Annotated in this window: 15 protein-coding genes; 7 read left to right on the forward strand and 8 right to left on the reverse strand. The window is 68.3% G+C overall.

Features of this window, described 5'->3' with window-relative positions; translation table 11 throughout:
- Positions 1 to 433: 433 nt before the first annotated feature.
- Positions 434 to 808: a DUF4124 domain-containing protein gene (locus ACJ7C5_RS16275; RefSeq protein WP_412704481.1), complete on the reverse strand. Its 375-nt coding sequence runs from the start codon at positions 806 to 808 to the stop codon at positions 434 to 436.
- Between the two features lie 80 nt (positions 809 to 888).
- Between ACJ7C5_RS16275 and pssA the strand changes: the two genes are divergently transcribed.
- From pssA to rimI, 3 genes are read left to right on the forward strand one after another with little or no spacing between them, the layout of a single operon-like run.
- Positions 889 to 1665, forward strand: a complete 777-nt coding sequence (gene pssA, locus ACJ7C5_RS16280; RefSeq protein ID WP_088024094.1) for a CDP-diacylglycerol--serine O-phosphatidyltransferase — start codon at positions 889 to 891, stop codon at positions 1663 to 1665.
- The gene (locus ACJ7C5_RS16285) at positions 1662 to 2174 is read left to right on the forward strand and encodes a hypothetical protein (protein WP_412704482.1); all 513 of its coding nucleotides are present in this window, start codon (positions 1662 to 1664) and stop codon (positions 2172 to 2174) included. Before pssA ends, ACJ7C5_RS16285 begins: the two co-directional genes overlap by 4 nt.
- Positions 2171 to 2668 (forward strand): ribosomal protein S18-alanine N-acetyltransferase, encoded by a 498-nt coding sequence (rimI, locus tag ACJ7C5_RS16290; protein WP_088024100.1) that lies wholly within the window; start codon positions 2171 to 2173, stop codon positions 2666 to 2668. Before ACJ7C5_RS16285 ends, rimI begins: the two co-directional genes overlap by 4 nt.
- Before the next feature lie 142 nt (positions 2669 to 2810).
- Here the strand turns inward: rimI and ACJ7C5_RS16295 are convergent, their stop codons facing one another.
- The 5 genes from ACJ7C5_RS16295 to ACJ7C5_RS16315 form a co-directional block, all read right to left on the reverse strand.
- Positions 2811 to 3632: an EamA family transporter gene (locus ACJ7C5_RS16295; protein WP_094000479.1), complete on the reverse strand. Its 822-nt coding sequence runs from the start codon at positions 3630 to 3632 to the stop codon at positions 2811 to 2813.
- Between the two features lie 134 nt (positions 3633 to 3766).
- The gene (locus tag ACJ7C5_RS16300; RefSeq protein WP_412704483.1) at positions 3767 to 6595 is read right to left on the reverse strand and encodes a valine--tRNA ligase; all 2829 of its coding nucleotides are present in this window, start codon (positions 6593 to 6595) and stop codon (positions 3767 to 3769) included.
- 33 nt (positions 6596 to 6628) lie between these two features.
- Entirely contained in the window at positions 6629 to 6820 is a 192-nt protein-coding gene (locus tag ACJ7C5_RS16305; RefSeq protein ID WP_094000477.1) for a YqaE/Pmp3 family membrane protein, read from the reverse strand.
- 19 nt (positions 6821 to 6839) lie between these two features.
- Entirely contained in the window at positions 6840 to 7265 is a 426-nt protein-coding gene (locus tag ACJ7C5_RS16310; protein ID WP_088024108.1) for a DNA polymerase III subunit chi, read from the reverse strand.
- Between the two features lie 96 nt (positions 7266 to 7361).
- On the reverse strand, positions 7362 to 8840 hold the full coding sequence (locus ACJ7C5_RS16315; protein ID WP_412704484.1) for a leucyl aminopeptidase: 1479 nt from the start codon (positions 8838 to 8840) through the stop codon (positions 7362 to 7364).
- Positions 8841 to 8944: 104 nt separating this feature from the next.
- Between ACJ7C5_RS16315 and lptF the strand changes: the two genes are divergently transcribed.
- Together lptF and lptG are read left to right on the forward strand one after the other, a co-directional pair.
- On the forward strand, positions 8945 to 10027 hold the full coding sequence (gene lptF / locus ACJ7C5_RS16320) for an LPS export ABC transporter permease LptF (RefSeq protein WP_094000475.1): 1083 nt from the start codon (positions 8945 to 8947) through the stop codon (positions 10025 to 10027).
- Positions 10024 to 11130 carry an LPS export ABC transporter permease LptG gene (gene lptG / locus ACJ7C5_RS16325; protein WP_412704485.1) on the forward strand — a complete coding sequence of 369 codons (1107 nt, stop codon included), beginning with the start codon at positions 10024 to 10026 and terminating at the stop codon, positions 11128 to 11130. The genes lptF and lptG overlap by 4 nt, the downstream gene beginning before the upstream one ends.
- A 220-nt stretch (positions 11131 to 11350) precedes the next feature.
- Here lptG and ACJ7C5_RS16330 read toward each other — a convergent pair whose 3' ends face one another.
- A complete protein-coding gene (locus ACJ7C5_RS16330) occupies positions 11351 to 11842 on the reverse strand; it encodes an RDD family protein (RefSeq protein WP_412704486.1) in 492 nt (163 codons plus the stop codon).
- 56 nt (positions 11843 to 11898) lie between these two features.
- Between ACJ7C5_RS16330 and xerD the strand changes: the two genes are divergently transcribed.
- Both xerD and ACJ7C5_RS16340 read left to right on the forward strand, forming a co-directional pair.
- Positions 11899 to 12876 (forward strand): site-specific tyrosine recombinase XerD, encoded by a 978-nt coding sequence (xerD, locus tag ACJ7C5_RS16335; protein ID WP_485873431.1) that lies wholly within the window; start codon positions 11899 to 11901, stop codon positions 12874 to 12876.
- A gap of 99 nt (positions 12877 to 12975) precedes the next feature.
- On the forward strand, positions 12976 to 13761 hold the full coding sequence (locus tag ACJ7C5_RS16340) for a DsbC family protein (protein ID WP_049447586.1): 786 nt from the start codon (positions 12976 to 12978) through the stop codon (positions 13759 to 13761).
- 81 nt (positions 13762 to 13842) lie between these two features.
- On the opposite strand, the gene ACJ7C5_RS16345 is transcribed toward ACJ7C5_RS16340, so the two are convergent.
- Positions 13843 to 15942: a glycosyl hydrolase family 18 protein gene (locus tag ACJ7C5_RS16345; RefSeq protein WP_412704487.1), complete on the reverse strand. Its 2100-nt coding sequence runs from the start codon at positions 15940 to 15942 to the stop codon at positions 13843 to 13845.
- Positions 15943 to 16303 lie beyond the last annotated feature (361 nt).

Below are 16303 nucleotides of genomic sequence, written 5' to 3' on the forward strand. Positions count from 1 at the left end.
GGGGGGGGGGGGGGGGGGGGGGGGCCCCGCCCCCCCCCCCCGGGGGGGGGGGGGGGGCGCCCCCCCGCCCCCCCCCCCCCCCCCCCCCGCCCCCACCCCGCCTTCGACAGTTTCCTGCGAGCTGCCTGCATTTCTGTAGAGCCGAGCCATGCTCGGCTGCTGTTCGATCAATTCTCGAAATATCCGATTTCCATGGAGATTCATTCACGCATGGCGTGGATCTACTGGCCCCCGGCCAACTGTCGAAGGCAGGGCACTGTGGGTTTGCGGGGTGTCCGCGGCATGGATGCCGCGGCCAAGCCCCCATGGACGGGTTTACGGCGGCCCCGCAAACCCACAGTGCCCTGCCATCCCCCAGGAAGCCGCTCTGGCATTTGACGTTGCCCTTGCTGTTGCCTCTGCGGGTGCAGGGCTGCAAGCCCTGCCGATACCCTCACTCCGCTGGGCAGTAGGCCTTGATGGCCGCCTCGGCCAACCCCTTCTGCGCGCTGCGCTGCTCCTGGGTCAATGGGCTATCGGGCTTGCCATCGCCATCGGTGTCCTGCATCACCTGGCCACCACCGTCCAGCAGGGCCAGGTTGGCGCGGGCCGTGCTGCACTGCTCGGGGACCGGCGTGGCCGGGGTCTCTGTGCTGGCCGCAGCCTGCGGGGTGCGGGCCTGCTCGCGGGTTTCATACTTCTTGCCCGCCGGCGGGGTCTCCGAGTACTGGGTCACGCCATTGGCGTCCTTCCATTTATAGACCGGGCCAGCCACGGCGTTGGCACTGGCCAACAGCAGCAGGCATCCAAGGCAGGACAGGGCACGCATGGCAAACTCCACGGAATGGGCGTAGAACGCCGATTGCAGCATTGGCGCCGAGCACTGGCAAGTCGATTAAACTGGATTCCATGGACCCGATCACACCGCCGCCGCGTTCGCGCACGATTTATCTGCTGCCCAACCTGTTCACTACCGCCGGCCTGTTTGCCGGCTTCTACGCGATCATCGCCGCAGCCAACGGGGATTTCGTCAACGCCAGCATCGCCGTGTTCGTGGCGGCGGTGATGGATGGCCTGGACGGGCGCGTGGCGCGCCTGACCGGTACCAGTAGCGAATTCGGCGTGCAGTACGACTCGCTGGCCGACCTGGTCAGCTTCGGCATGGCCCCGGCGCTGGTGATGTACCACTGGTCGCTGTCGTGGCTGAAGTTCGATGACCCGCTGCTCGGCCGTGTCGGCTGGGCCGTCGCTTTCCTGTATGCCGCGTGTGCCGCGCTGCGCCTGGCCCGCTTCAACACCCAGGTGGCGGTGGTCGACAAACGCTGGTTCGTCGGCCTGGCCAGCCCGGCTGCAGCCGGCTTGATGATGTCCTTCGTCTGGGCGTTTGCCGATGGCAACCTGGGCTGGGACGGCAACCAGTTGCGCTATGTGGCGCTGGCGGTGACGATCGTTGCGGCGCTGCTGATGGTCAGCCGCATCCGCTTCTGGAGCTTCAAGGGCGGTGCCGCCAAGGGTACCCGTTCCGACCGCGTGCCGTTCCTGGTGCTGGCACTGGTGCCGGTGGCGATCGCCATCGCGGTCATCGACCTGCCGCGCGTGCTGTTCGCGGTGGGCATCCTGTACGCCTTGTCCGGCCCGGTGATGTGGGCCGTGCAGCGCCTGCGCAAGAAGCCCGAGGCCGCGTGAGCCAGGACCTGCCCGTGCTGTGGTCTCCGGCCCAGCAGGCCTGGCTGCAGGCCATGGGCTACACCGTCTATCACGACGGCCAGCTGGCCGCCGAGCTGGATGCCGCACTGCAGCTGAGCGTGGCCGAAGCCGAGGCGGCTGCCGCGCCGCCAGCGGAACCGACGCGGGCAGGCGTTGCACCTCCATCGCGGGAACCCCGCGCCGAATCCGCTCCGGCATCCCGCCAGGAACGCCCGGCGCCACCGCGTCGCGAGACGCCGGTCAGCGCACCGGATACCGCGCCGGCGGCCAGCCGTCCACTGCTGGGCGGCAATGCCCGGCAGCCGGTGGTGCGCCTGCCGGATCGCCTGCAGATTGCCCTGCTGCGTGCATCCGGCTGCAATCCCAATGATCCGGCCACGCAGTCCCTGATGGACAGCTGGCCGCTGGACCAGCTGCGTCAGGACCCGGCCGCCAAGCGCGCGCTGTGGCCGCAGCTGCGTGCCCTGCGCAAGCGGGGCACGCCATGAGTGCGGTCAGCCTGCCCGGTCCGGTCAGCCTGCGCGCGCTGCGTGAGAGTGACCTCAACGCGGTGATGGCGATTGAAGTACGTGGCTATCCGTTCCCGTGGACCCGCGGCATCTTCGTCGACTGCCTGCGTGCGGGCTATCCGGGCCTGGCCATGGAGCGCGATGGCCAGTTGATCGGCTATGGCGTACTCAGCATCGCGGCCGACGAAGCCCATGTGCTGAACATCTGCATCGACCCGCTGACGCAGTCGCGTGGGCTCGGACGTCAGCTGCTGCGCGCGCTGGTACAGCTGGCCGGTGACCGCGGCGCGCAGCGTGTGTTCCTGGAAGTGCGTCCGTCCAACACGCCGGCGCTGGCGCTGTACCACAGCGAAGGCTTCAACGAGATCGGCCGCCGACCGCGCTACTACCCGGCCGCACAGGGGCGCGAGGACGCGGTGGTGATGGCGATCGAACTGGTCGACGGCGACCTGCAGGCGATGCCGCCGCTGTAACCGGGAAGGGTTGCCGGCCAGCGGCCGGCACTACCGGTAGCCGGCAACCTGGGGTGGCAGGAATGCGCCGACCAAGGTCGGCTACTACCAAGGCGTGCAATGGCTTGTCCGGTAGGTGCCAACCTTGGTTGGCACGCTTTTCTCACGCCATCCGCAGGGCAAGCACGCCACCGACAATCAACGCCGCTGCCAGCCAGCGCGCGCGTGGTATGCGTTCGCGCAACAGGAATACCGAGATCAGCAGCGCGAACAGGATCGACGATTCGCGCAGCGCCGAGACCATCGCTACGGGCGCCTGGGTCATCGCCCACAAGGCCATCGCATAGGACGCCGTGGTGCCGACACCACCGGCGAGGCCCAGTGGCCAATGCTGCCGCGCATAGTCCAGCACCGCACCACGCCGGGTGTACAACGCCCACAGCGGCAGCGGAATGCCCGACAGCAGGAACAGCCACAGCGTGTAACTGAGCGCGCTGCCGGACTGGCGCGCGCCCTGCGCATCGACCAGGGTGTAGGTGGCGATCATCGCCGCAGTCAGCAGTGGCAGCCGCAGCTGGCCGCCACGCGCACCCAGTGCCATGCACAGGATGCCGGTGCTGACCAGCACCACGCCCAGCCACGCCGCCGGTGGCAGCTGCTCGCCCAGCAGTGTGCCCGCCAGCGCAACCAGGATCGGCGCGCTGCCGCGCATCAGCGGGTAGGCCAGGCTCATGTCGACCTGCTGGTAACAGCGTGCGACCAGGCCGTAGTAGGTCACCTGCAGCAGCACCGACGCGCCCAGCCACGGCCAGCTGTGCGCGGCCGGGAACGGCAGGAAGGGCAGGGCAGCCGCCGACAGCAGCGCGGCGCTGCCGGTGACCAGCACGGTGCCGAGGAACTTGTCCGGCCCGCGTTTGACGATCGCGTTCCAGCTGGCGTGCAGTGCCGCGGCAGCGAGGACGAGCAGGAAAATGGAAAGCGGCATCCGGTGATGATGCCATGCGGGGCAAATGGAAACGCCGGGCATCGCCCGGCGTTTCCGATTCCGCTTCGGTGGGTGCCAACCTCTCCCGCCGTGGTAGGTGCCAACCTTGGTTGGCACGCACCAGAGCGCGGCGCTTACAGCTTCGCGCGCTGCTCGCGCAGGCCGGCCAGCTGGGTGTTCCAGTCGGCCAGTCGCACGCGTTCCTGCTCGACCACGGCCGGCGGCACCTTGTCGGTGAACTTGGCCAGCTTGGTCTCGCTCTTTTCCTTTTCGGCTTCGACGCGGGCGATTTCCTTGTCCAGGCGCACGCGCTCGGCATCGAGATCGACCAAGCCTTCCAGCGGCACCAGCAGCTTCAGCTCGCCCACGATCGCGGCGGCAGCCGGCGGCGCGCTTTCGCCTTCGGCCAGCCACTGGATGCTGTCCAGCTTGAGCAGGAACGACAGCGATGCGCTGAAACGTTCGATGCGCACGCGGTCCTGTTCCAGGCCGGCCTGCAGGCGCAGCGGCACCTGCTTGGACGGGGCCACGTTCAGTTCGCTGCGCACGCGACGCACCGCACTGATCACCGCCTTCAACCATTCCACGTCGGCCTCGGCCTGGGCGAAATCGCCTTCGAACTCGGCGGCGGTCGGGTACGGGCGCAGCGACAGCGTGGTTTCGGCCAGGCCCAGGCGCGGGGCCAGCTGCTGCCACAGCTGTTCGGTGATGAACGGCGTGAGCGGGTGCAGCAGGCGCAGCAGTGCTTCCAGCACGTACAGCAGGGTGTGGCGGGTGCTCTCGGCATCAGCCGCGTCGCCGCCGTTCAGTGCCGGCTTGCTCAGTTCCAGGAACCAGTCGCAGAACGCGTTCCAGGCGAACTCGTACAGGCACTGCGCCAGCAGGTCGAAGCGGTAGGCGGCGAAATGGCCCTGTGCTTCGGCGGTGGTAGCGGCCAGTCGCGCCAGGATCCAGCGCTCGGCATCGGTGCGCGGCGTCGGCACGCCAGTGAACGCCGCGCCTTCGGTGTTCATCAGCGCGAAACGGCTGGCATTCCACAGCTTGTTGCAGAAGTTCTTGTAGCCCTCGGCGCGGTTCATGTCGAACTTGATGTCGCGGCCGTGGGTGGCCAGCGCGGCGATGGTGAAGCGCAGCGCATCGGCACCGTGGGCAGCAATGCCGTCCGGGAATTCCTTGCGGGTGGCCTTCTCGATCTTCTCGACCATCTTCGGCTGCATCAGGCCGCCGGTGCGCTTGGCCACCAGGTCGTCGATGGTGATGCCGTCGATGATGTCCAGCGGGTCGAGCACGTTGCCCTTGCTCTTGGACATCTTCTGGCCCTGGCCGTCGCGGATCAGGCCGGTGAAGTAGACGTCCTTGAACGGGATCTTCCCGACCAGGTTGTCGGTGGCCATGATCATGCGCGCCACCCAGAAGAAGATGATGTCGAAGCCGGTGATCAACACCGACGACGGCAGGTAGCGGTCGAAGCCACGCTCGGCCATGGCCTGCTCGTTCGGCCAGCCCAGGGTGGAGAACGGCCACAGCTGCGAGGAGAACCAGGTCTCCAGCACGTCGCTTTCCTGGTTCAGCACCACGTCGCTGCCCAGGTTGTGCTTTGCCCGCACTTCCTCTTCGCTGCGACCGACGTAGCAGCTGCCGGTGGCTTCGTCGAACCACGCCGGAATGCGGTGGCCCCACCACAGCTGACGGCTGATGCACCAGTCCTGGATGTTGTTCATCCAGTGGCGGTAGGTGTTGATCCAGTTCGGCGGCACGAAGGAAATGCTGCCGTCTTCGACCAGCTCCAGGCCACGCTTGGCTAGGTCGTCCATCTTCACGAACCACTGGTCGGTCAGGTACGGCTCGATCACCTGGCCGGTACGGTCGCCACGCGGCACCTGCAGCTTGTGCGCCTTGGTCTCGACCAGGATGCCCAGGTCTTCCAGCTCGGCCAGCACGGCCTTGCGCGCTGCATAGCGGTCCAGGCCCTGGAAGCGCTCCGGCGCGTTCTCGTTCAGCGCTGCCACCGGGGTGAACAGGTTGATCATCGGCAGGCTGTGGCGCACGCCCACTTCGTAGTCGTTGAAATCGTGGGCCGGGGTGACCTTAACCACGCCGGTGCCGAAGGCGCGGTCCACGTAATCATCGGCGATCACCGGCACGCGGCGGCCGGTCAGCGGCAGCACCACGCTCTTGCCGATCAGGTGCGCATAGCGCGCGTCTTCCGGGTGCACCATCACTGCGGTATCGCCCAGCAGGGTTTCCGGGCGGGTGGTAGCGACGACCAGGTAGTCGCGGGTTTCGCGCAGGGTTTCCACGCCGTCGGCATCGCGCTCGACGTGCTCGTAGCTCAGGCCCTCATCCAGCGTGTAGGCGATCGACCACAGGAAGCCGTCTTCCTCGGCGCTTTCCACTTCCAGGTCGGAAATGGCCGTCTTCAGCACCGGGTCCCAGTTGACCAGGCGCTGGCCGCGGTAGATCAGGCCCTGTTCGTACCAGCGCACGAAGGCTTCGTTGACCGCCGCCGATGGCTGCGGATCCATGGTGAAAGTGCTGCGTGACCAGTCGGCGGAGGTGCCGAGGCGGCGCATCTGGCGCTCGATGGTGTCACCAGACTGCTGCTTCCACTCCCAGACCTTGCCGATGAAGCCTTCGCGGCCCAGCGAATCGCGGGTCTCGCCCTTGCCTTCCAGCGCCAGGTTGCGGCTGACCACCATTTCGGTGGCGATGCCGGCGTGGTCGGTGCCGACCTGCCACAGGGTGTCGTAGCCGCGCATGCGGTGGTAGCGCACCAGCGCGTCCATCAGGGTCTGCTGGAAGGCGTGGCCCATGTGCAGGGTGCCGGTCACGTTCGGCGGCGGCAGCAGGATGGTGTACGGCTCGCCCGTGCCGGACGGCTTGAAGTGGCCGGCCTTCTCCCAGGCCTCGTAGAGGTCGGTCTCGAAGGACTTCGGGTCGTAACTGGAGGCGAGTTGGGTCATGCGGGGGAACCGGTAATCAAGGCGGAAGGGAGATCAGCGCGGCCCGAGGGCGCGCCGGATCTTCTGGTCGGTGTGGTACTGGCTGACCGCGTAGGCGGCCCAGATGGCGGCGGGCAGCCAGCCGATCAGGGTGATCTGCAGGATCAGGCAGACGATGCCGGCCAGCGGTCGGCCGATGGTGAAAAAGGACAGCCAGGGAAGAATCAGGGCGATCAACAGGCGCATCAAGGGGTCCTCGCTGGACTTACATGTCGTGCTTGTTCAGGTCGTAACCGGCGGTCTTGTACTGGCGCCAGCGTTCGCGCAGCGGTTCGCGTGCTTCCGGGTCGGCCGGGACCACTTCCAGCACGCGTTCGCACTGGCCGAGCCAGGGTTCGTCGCGCAGGTTGATCACCAGCGGCCGTACGGGCGCGTCACCGCCCGGTGGGGCGATCAGCACCAGCGCTTCTTCCTCGTCGACATCCTCACCCACGATCTGGTGCGGAATGTAGGCATCGTCGTCGAACGACCAGAGAAGTTCGTCCAGTTCTTCGGCCTGGGCCTGGTCGCGGGCCAGTACCAGGGTGAACAGCCCGGCGTCGTTGGCCTTGCGCGCCAGCTCGCAGACCAGGCGCAGAGGCTCGGTCAGGAAGCGGGGCTTGGCGATCAGGTAGAAATCAGCGCGGGGCATGGCAGGGTCCGGGTCGGGCAGGGGCCCGGCATGCCGGGCGGGGGCAGGCCGGAGGATGCCCCGGCCGGCAGGCGCCGGCCAGGGGCAGGTACGGCATCAGGCGCGGGCGACCTGGTCCAGCAGCCACTGGCTCAGCAGGCCGACCGGGCGTCCGGTGGCCATGCCACGCTTGCCTTCATCGCTGGCTACGCCGGCGATGTCCAGGTGCGCCCAGCGCTGGCCTTCGGCGAAGCGCGACAGGAAGCAGCCAGCGGTGATCGCGCCGGCCCAGCGGCCGCCGATGTTGTAGACGTCGGCGAAGCTCGAATCCAGCATCGGCTGGTACTCGTCCCACAGCGGCAGGCGCCAGGCTCGGTCGAACACGTGTTCGCCGGCGGCCAGCAACTCGTTGGCCAGGTCGTCGTGCTTGCTCATCAGGCCGGCGGTCTGGTGGCCGAGGGCGACCATGCAGGCACCGGTCAGGGTGGCAACGTCGACCAGCGCGGCCGGCTCGAAGCGCTGCGCGTAGGTCAGCGCGTCGCACAGGATCAGGCGGCCTTCGGCGTCGGTGTTGCCCACTTCGATGGTCTTGCCCGACATCGAGGTGATCACGTCGGACGGGCGGTAGGCGTTGCCGTCGATGGCGTTTTCCACCGCCGGCACCACCACCACCAGGTTCAGCGGCAGCTTGGCCTTGACCGCAGCGACGAAGGTGCCGATGACGTTGGCGCCACCGCACATGTCGTACTTCATCTCTTCGATGCCGCCCTGGGTCTTCAGGTTGACGCCACCGGTATCGAAGGTGATGCCCTTGCCGACCAGCACGTACGGCTTGGCGTCGCCAGCACCGGTCCACTTCAGCACGACCAGGCGCGGGCGGTTGGCCGAACCGCGGGCCACGGCCAGCAGCGAGCCCATGCCCAGCGCTTCCATCTGGTGTTCGTCGAGGATCTCGGCTTCGGCACCGTCGTGCTCGCCGGCGAACTTCACGCCCACCTCGGCCAGGTAGGCCGGGGTGCAGTAGTTCGGCGGCAGGTTGCCCAGTTCGCGGGCGAACTCGACACCGGCGGCGATGGCCTGGCCCTGGGCCAGGGCCTGGGCGTCGTCACTGGCGATGGCCAGCTGGGCCAGGCCGGCGTCGTCGGCCTTCTTCTTGCCAAGGGTGGCGGTGTAGCGGTACGCGGCGTGATCGGCGGCGATCACCGCCTGGCGGATCGCCCAGGCTGCGTCGCGGTCCTTCACCGTCACTTCGGACAGGGTGAACAGTGCGCTGCGGGCAGCACCGGCCTTCAGCGCACGCACGGCGTCGCCGACGGCCTTCAGGTACTGCGGCACGCCGAAACGGGCGACTTCGCCGAGGCCGACTACCAGCACGCGCGGGGCGGTCACGCCCGGCAGGTCGTGCAGCAGGGTGGTCGCGCCGGTCTTGCCGGACAGGTCGCCGCGCTGGGCGAGGGCGGCCAGGCGGCCACCACTGGCGGCGTCCAGGGCCTGTGCGGCCGGGGTCAGGGTATGGTCGGCATACGCGCCAACCACCAGGCAATCGACGGTGGCGGCGGCCGGAGCAACGTGGTTCAGGGTGAATTCGAGGGCCATTGAGCAGATTCCATTGGCGAGTCCGTACAATCGCAGGCCGTTTACGCCCAGACAGTAGACTGGGCGGCACCGCGAACGAACCCCAGAGTTTAAACCACCGCCCCATGTTGAAGCTCGACCGATACCTGCTGGGCGATTTCGTCCAGAGTTTCCTGGCTACCCTGATCGTCCTGCTGGTGGTCAGCGTAGGCGGCGTGCTGGTGGATATCCTCGGCAACATCGCCGACGGGCGCCTGCCGGCCAAGCTGCTGTTCTCCCAGCTGGGCCTGCAGTTCATCGCCTACCTGCCGCTGATCCTGCCGCTGGCACTGATGCTGGGCCTGCTGCTGGCGGTGGCCCGGCTGTACCGCGACTCGGAAATGGCGGTCATCACCGCCATTGGTGTGGGCCCCAGGCGCCTGCTTCGGCCGCTGCTGATGCTGGTGGTGCCGGTGGTGCTGCTGGTCGGCGCCTGCTCGCTGTGGCTGGGCCCGTGGGCCGGCCGGGTGGCCGAGCAGATGATCATCGAGGCCAACCGCAGCGTGCTGATGGCCGGCCTGGAGCCGGGACGCTTCACCCCGCTGCCCAATGGCGGCGTGGTTTACCTGTCCTCGATCTCGCCCGATGGCACCCAGCTGGGCAAGGTGTTCCTGCAGCGCCAGAAGGATGACCGCCTGGAAGTGGTGTCCGCCAATGGTGGCCGCATGTTCTTCGAGGGCACCCGCCAGCGCTTCCTGGAGCTGGATGACGGGCACCAGGTGGAAGGGCCGGTGGCCGGCGCGCTGGATTACCGGCTGGCGACCTTCGCCCGCAATGACGTGGCCCTGCCCGATGGCGCGCAGACCCGCACCGAGGATGACCCGGAACTGATGCCGACCCTGCAGCTGATCGGCGATGAGCGTCCGCAGGCGCAGGCGCAGCTGCACCGCCGCCTGGCGCCGCCGCTGATCGCCCTGGCGTTCGCCCTGCTGACCGTGCCGCTGGGCCGCAGCTCGCCGCGCCAGCAGCGCTACGGCCGCATGATGCTGGCACTGATGGCCTACATGGTGGGCACCAACCTGATGTTCATCGGCAGTGGCTGGATCGCCAACGGCAAGATTCCCCCTGCGCTTGGCCTGTGGTGGCTGACCCTGCCGCTGCTGGCGCTGGCGATCTGGATGTATGCACGTGATGGCCGCCTGGGCCGCCCGAAGGGAGCCCGCGCATGAGGCTGCGCCCGATGCGTTTCGACCTGTACCTGGGCCAGTCGGTGTTCACCACGGTGCTGCTGACCTGGGCGGTGCTGGTCGGCCTGGACGTAGTGATGGCCTTCTCCGGCGAGTTCAAGGACATCGGCAAGAACGGCTACACCCTGGGCCATGCCGCCGCGTGGGTGCTGTACACGGTGCCGCGCCGCGCCTACACGATGTTCCCCACTGCTGCGGTAATTGGCGCGCTGATGGGCCTGGGCCAGCTGGCCGCGACCTCTGAACTGACCGCGCTGCGCGCGCTGGGCCTGTCGCGCAAGCGCCTGAGCGTGTCGGTGGCGATCGCGCTGTCGCTGCTGACCGCGGTGATGGTGCTCAGCGCCGAGACGCTGGGCCCGTGGGGCCAGGACCGCGCCGACGCGCTGAAGTCCAGTGCCAAGTGGGGGCGGGATATTGCCACCACCCGCTACTCGGGCCTGTGGGCACGCGAGGGCGATACCTTCCTCAACGCGCAGAGCGGCGAGGAGCAGCTGGTGGGTGACAAGGGCACGCGCCTGATCCTGCGTGACGTGCGCCTGTACCGCATTGCCGACGACGGCAAGATTGCCTCGCTGACCCATGCCGACACCGCCGAGCACGACAAGGACGGCTGGGTGCTGACCGGGGTCCGCCGCGACACCTTCGGCGAGCGCTCGGCGACCCGCCAGGAAGTGGCGCGCGAGCCGTGGAATTCGAAGCTGGATGCGGCGGCGCTGGCCACCGGCATCGCCAAGCCGCGAAACCTCAGCGTGGCCGAACTGAGCACCAGCATTGCCTACCGCCAGCGCAACGGGCTGGATGCGCGCGATTTCGAGGATGTGTACTGGAGCCGCTGGTTCTACCCGGTCAACGTGCTGGCGCTGTGCCTGGCGGCGGTGCCGTTCGCGTTCGGTTCGCTGCGCAGCGGCGGCATGGGCAAGCGCCTGTTCCTGGGCATCCTGTTCGCGCTGGGCTTCTGGCTGCTGCAGCTGTTCTTCGGGCGCATGGCTGGCGCGTTGAAGTTCGATTACCGCATCGCCTATGCGTTGCCGCCGATCGTGATGCTGGCGGTGTCCGGATTGCTGTTCCGGCGCAAGTCGGGCTGATTCCGGTAGCGCCGGGCAGGACGGCCAACGCGCGGATTTCTGTAGAGCCGAAGGTAGCGGCAGGAGCCGCTGCCAACGTCGCTGGCGACGGCCTGAAGGGTGCCGGCCAGGACGGTCGGCATAGCCTATGCTCGGCTGCTTTTCACGCACCGCAGGCCAGCCGAGCATGGGCTCGGCTCTACATGAGCGCCGTGCAGCATCGGATTTGAAGGGTGGCAATTCACCGCTTCGGCATGCGCACCACGCGGGTGCCGCTGGCGCGGTCATGCCAGGTCAGGCGGTCGCGGTCGACCCAGGCCCACCAGAATCCCAGTCCACCCAGCAGCAGGGACAGCGTGCCCACGGCGAAACGCAGCCACAGCTGGCTGCGCTGCAGCGGCGCGCCATCGCTCGATTGCAGTTTCAGCCGCCACGGCCGCATGCCCAGCGTCTGTCCGCCACGGCGCCAGCTTGCCGTCGCGTACCACCCCGTGATCGCCCAGCACACCGTCCACAGCAGCCACTGCCAGGCACTGAACGGCGCGATGTTCTCGCGTTGCGCGTGGCCGCTGAGGGTGTAGGCGAGGGTGAACAGTGTGCCGGCCAGCATCCACAGCGCCAGCACCGGCAATGCGTCGTAGACCATTGCCAGCACGCGCCACAGCAGCAGTGCGCGCGGGCGGGGCAGTTCGCTGGCGGCCGCAGGGGCCGTGTCGGTGGCAGGGCGGGACATGCGCCGAGCATACGCAAAGCTGGCCGTGCCCGCAGTGGCCCTCGTATCCTGCACCCATGGCCCTTGTTTCAACCCCCGCCGAACGCCGCCAGTTGGTCCAGCAACTGCCCGAGCTGCGCGCCGACGACAGTGCGCGCATCCAGCGCTTCCTCGATGCGATCTGGGCCGAGAACGGCCTGGCCCGCGCCACCCTCGACAGCTACCGGCGCGACCTGGAAGGGCTTGCGCGCTGGATGGATGGGCGCGACGGTGGCCTGGCCGGCATCGAGCGCCCGGGGTTGTTCGACTATCTGGCCTGGCGCACCCGGCATGGCTGGTCGCCGCGCAGCAATGCGCGCCTGCTATCGGCGCTGCGCGCGTTCTTCGCCGATGGCGTGCGCCGTGGCGAACGCAGCGAGGACCCCAGTGCACTGCTGGACCCGCCGAAGCTGCCGCGGCTGTTGCCCAAGGCGCTGGCCGAAAGCCAGATCGACGCACTGCTGGCGGCGCCTGACATCGACAGCCCGCTGGGCCTGCGCGATCGCGCCATGCTGGAACTGATGTATGCCGCCGGCCTGCGCGTGAGCGAACTGGTGTTGCTGCCGGCCACGGCAGTCAACCTGCGCCAGGGCGTATTGCGGGTCACCGGCAAGGGCAGCAAGGAACGGCTGGTGCCGCTGGGCGAGGAATCGCAGCATTGGCTGGAGCGTTACCTGCAGCAGTCGCGCCCACTGCTGGTCGGCAAGGGCAAGGTGCACGCGCTGGCCGATGGGCAGACGCCGTTGTTCATCGAGCCGACGCTGCATGCGCTGACCCGGCAGGCGTTCTGGCACCTGGTCAAACGCCACGCGCAGGTGGCCGGCATCGACCCGGTGCGGATCAGCCCGCATGGCCTGCGCCACAGCTTCGCCACCCATCTGCTCAACCGCGGCGCCGACCTGCGCGCGCTGCAGATGCTGCTCGGCCACAGCTCGCTGTCGACCACCCAGATCTACACCCTGGTTGCGCGCGAACACCTGCAGAAGCTGCACGCCCGCCATCATCCACGCGGCTGAGCGAGGGCCTGAACCCTGCCTAGCGCCGTGCGCGGCGTCGCGAACCGGTCGCGGTGGCTGTGTCAGAATCCGGGGTCTTCTTCTGCCGCGGACCGCTCCATGCTCCGATTTGCCATCGCCGCCGTGTTCGGTGCGCTCAGCCTGACTGCCTGCGCCCAGCCGGCCCCGCCGGCCGCCAAGGCACCTGCCGCTGCTGCGGCCAAGGCCGGCCCGGCCGCCAACGCTTCGGCCGACCAGGCCGTGCGCGCCGCGCTGACCGCGCTGAATCCCGGCTTCCAGGTGGACTACATCGGTGCCGCGCCGTTCCCCGGCTTCCGTGAGGTCGTCGTTTCCGGCCAGCTGCTGTACGTGTCCGATGATGGCCGCTACCTGTTCCAGTCGCAGCCCTACGACACCCGCGCCAAGGGCCCGGCCAACAGCGAAGGCCTGCTCGGCTACCGCCGCGACCTGCTGGCCAAGGCCAACCACGGCGACCGCATCGTGTTCGCCGCGCCGAACGCGAAGTACACCATCAGCGTGTTCACCGACATCGAGTGTGGTTACTGCCGCAAGCTGCACCAGGACATCGCCGAGCTCAACCGCAACGGCATCAGCGTCGAGTACCTGGCATTCCCGCGCATGGGCCTGGGCAGCAAGGACTACACCGACATGATCTCGGTCTGGTGTGCGGCGGATCGTCGCCAGGCGCTGACCAATGCCAAGCGTGGTGGCAGCGTGCCGGCCAAGAACTGCACCAACCCGGTGGCGATGCAGTACGCCCTGGGCCAGCAGCTGGGTGTGAACGGCACGCCGGCGATCTTCGCGCCGGATGGCACCCAGCTGGGCGGTTACCTGCCGCCGGCGCAGCTGCGCGCGGCGCTGGAAAAGCTGTCGGCCAAGCGCTGATCAGAACACCACCGGGCATGGCCCGGCGGATGCATCATGCGAGCGAAGCCGGGGATGCGTATTGCATCCCCGGCTTTTTCCTTACTTCAGGCCATCACTGACCGCCTTGGTCAGCGTGCCCTGTGCATCGTCACCACTGAACTCCCAGACGAACGCGCCGCCCAGTCCCTGGGTCTTCACGTAACCCATCTTGCGGGTGATGTTGGCCGGGGTATCGAAGCTCCACAGCGTGCTGCCGTTGTAGATCCAGGTGGCACCGGCGGTGCTGTCGGTGTAGCCCGGCCACGCCAGGTTCTTCAGCACCTTCCAGTCTTCGATGCCGGCCTCGTAGGTACCTGGTGCGGCGCCGGTCGCGGTCTGGTACAGGCCGTTGTTGGCGTTGGCCACACCGGTCCAGCCACGCCCGTAGTAGCCGATGCCCAGGTTGAGTTTGGCGGCGGGCACGCCACGGCTGATGAAGGCCTCGATGGCGTCGTTGCTGTTGTAGAGCTTCTGGTCGCCGGTGGACGGATCATTCGGCGAATCGAACAGCGCCGACTGGTGATTGGTCTTCGCATCCCACGCGCCGTGGAAGTCGTAGGTCATCACGTTGATGTAGTCCAGGTACGGGTGGTACGCGGCCGGATCGGTGACGCGGATCTTGTCGATGCCTGCACCCACCGCCACCGTCAGCAACAGGCCCGGACGCACTGCATCGAGCTGGCGGCGGAACTCGGCCATCAGCGCGGTGAAGTTGGCGTTGTCCTCCGGCTTGCCGCATTCGATGCCGCAGGCCACCGGGTACTCCCAGTCGATGTCGATGCCGTCGAACACGCCCAGTGCTGCACCGGCGCCACCGGCACCGTCGGTCACCGGCAGGTTGCCCTTGATGTAGGCGTCGATGCACGAGGCGACGAAGGCCTGGCGGTTTTCCGGGCGCGCTGCGCTGGAGAACCCACGCGACCAGGTCCAGCCACCCAGCGAGATAAGCACCTTCATACCCGGGTACTTGGCCTTGAGCTGCTTGAGCTGGTTCCAGTTGCCGCGCAGCGGCTGGTCCCAGGTATCGGCGCTGCCGCTGACGCTCTCGGCGGCACTGAAGGCCTTGGTGTAATCGGCGAAGGCATCGCCACCGGCACCGCTGTTCGGATCCGACGGCTGGGTGATGCCCACTTCGCAGCGGTTGTTGCGCACGTTGCCGAAGGCGTAGTTGATGTGGGTCAGGCGCGCGGCCGAGCCGCTGCTGTCGATGTTCTTGACCCGGTAGTTGCGGCCGTAGATGCCCCACTGGGTGAAGTAACCGATGACCCGCTTGCCGGTGCCGCCGCCGTCGCCGGCCAGCGTGGTGGCGCTGATCTCGGTGCCCTGTGCCGACGCATTGCCGGCGTTGTCGCGGGCACGTACGCGGTAGCGATAGGTGGTCGACGCGGTCAGCCCGCCATCCACATAGCTCGCACTGGACGGCGAACCGACCAGGCTGCCATTGCGGTACACGTCGTAGCCGGCCAGGCCGCTGCCACCGGTGTTGTCGGTGGACGGGCTCCAGCTGAGCGCGATGCTGTTGGCGGTCCGCGTGCCCACCGCCAGTCCACCGGGCACGCTCGGCGCGGTGGTATCGCCACCGGCGGCGTTGACGGTGATGGTGATGGTCGGGGTGCTGGTGGTGGCGTTGTTGTTGTCGGTGGCCACCGCGCGCAGGGTGTGGCTGCCGGCGCTGGCATTGGCCCAGCTGGCCGCGTACGGCGCACTGGTGGCCACGCCGAGCGTGCTGCCATCGCGGAAGAACTCGACCTTGGCGACGCTGCCGTCCGGGTCACTGGCGTTGGCGGTCACGTTGACCGTGCTGCCGGCACTGAAGGTGGCGCCGTTGGCCGGTGAGGTCAGGCTGACCACCGGCGGCTGGTTGGCGCCGCTGCCATCACAGGCACCAAGGTTGGTGTAGTAGGGCGCACCGGCCGGATGGTCCGGCGGCGCGTTCCAGATGTCCTGGTTCGCCCGATAGAGGACGCCTCCTTTCTGCAGGGTATCGCCGGCCCGGTAGATCTTGGCCTGGTCCCACTGGGCCACGCCGGCACAGCTGGCGGCCTGCGCCAGGCCGGGCAGGGCGGCGGTGCCGGCAGCCAGGGCGAGCAGCCAGGCCAGGCGGCGGGGACGACAGCTTCGGGTCGCACGTTCGGCACTGCGCACAATCGGGTCGTACATGGGTAAGTCTCCGATCAAAGGGCGCGCGGGCCCCGATGGCGCCGCGCGTGACGCAGGTCCGGGCGTCGCCCGGGAAGGCGACGGAGGGGGCGGACGGAGGTACCTGGGAGGCCGGGGAGAGAGTCCGGCACCAGGTAGGGACAACGTTGTCATCAATCGCGTGGTCAATCCGTGAGCAAGCGCATGGTTCGGGGATTCGGGCGGAGGGCGGCGCTGCGCGCGGTCGGCGGCCATCGGCGGAGCCCCTCATGGCTGGGGCTTTCCGCGAAAAGCAGATTTCTGGGGGTTGGCCGGGCGGGGGGGGGGGGGCGGGGGCGCGGCCAGGACGGCCCAGGAAGCACGGTGGCCCCCACCCGGCGGC

Source organism: Nocardiopsis yanglingensis, assembly GCF_045809185.1.
Taxonomy (GTDB): domain Bacteria; phylum Pseudomonadota; class Gammaproteobacteria; order Xanthomonadales; family Xanthomonadaceae; genus Stenotrophomonas; species Stenotrophomonas yanglingensis.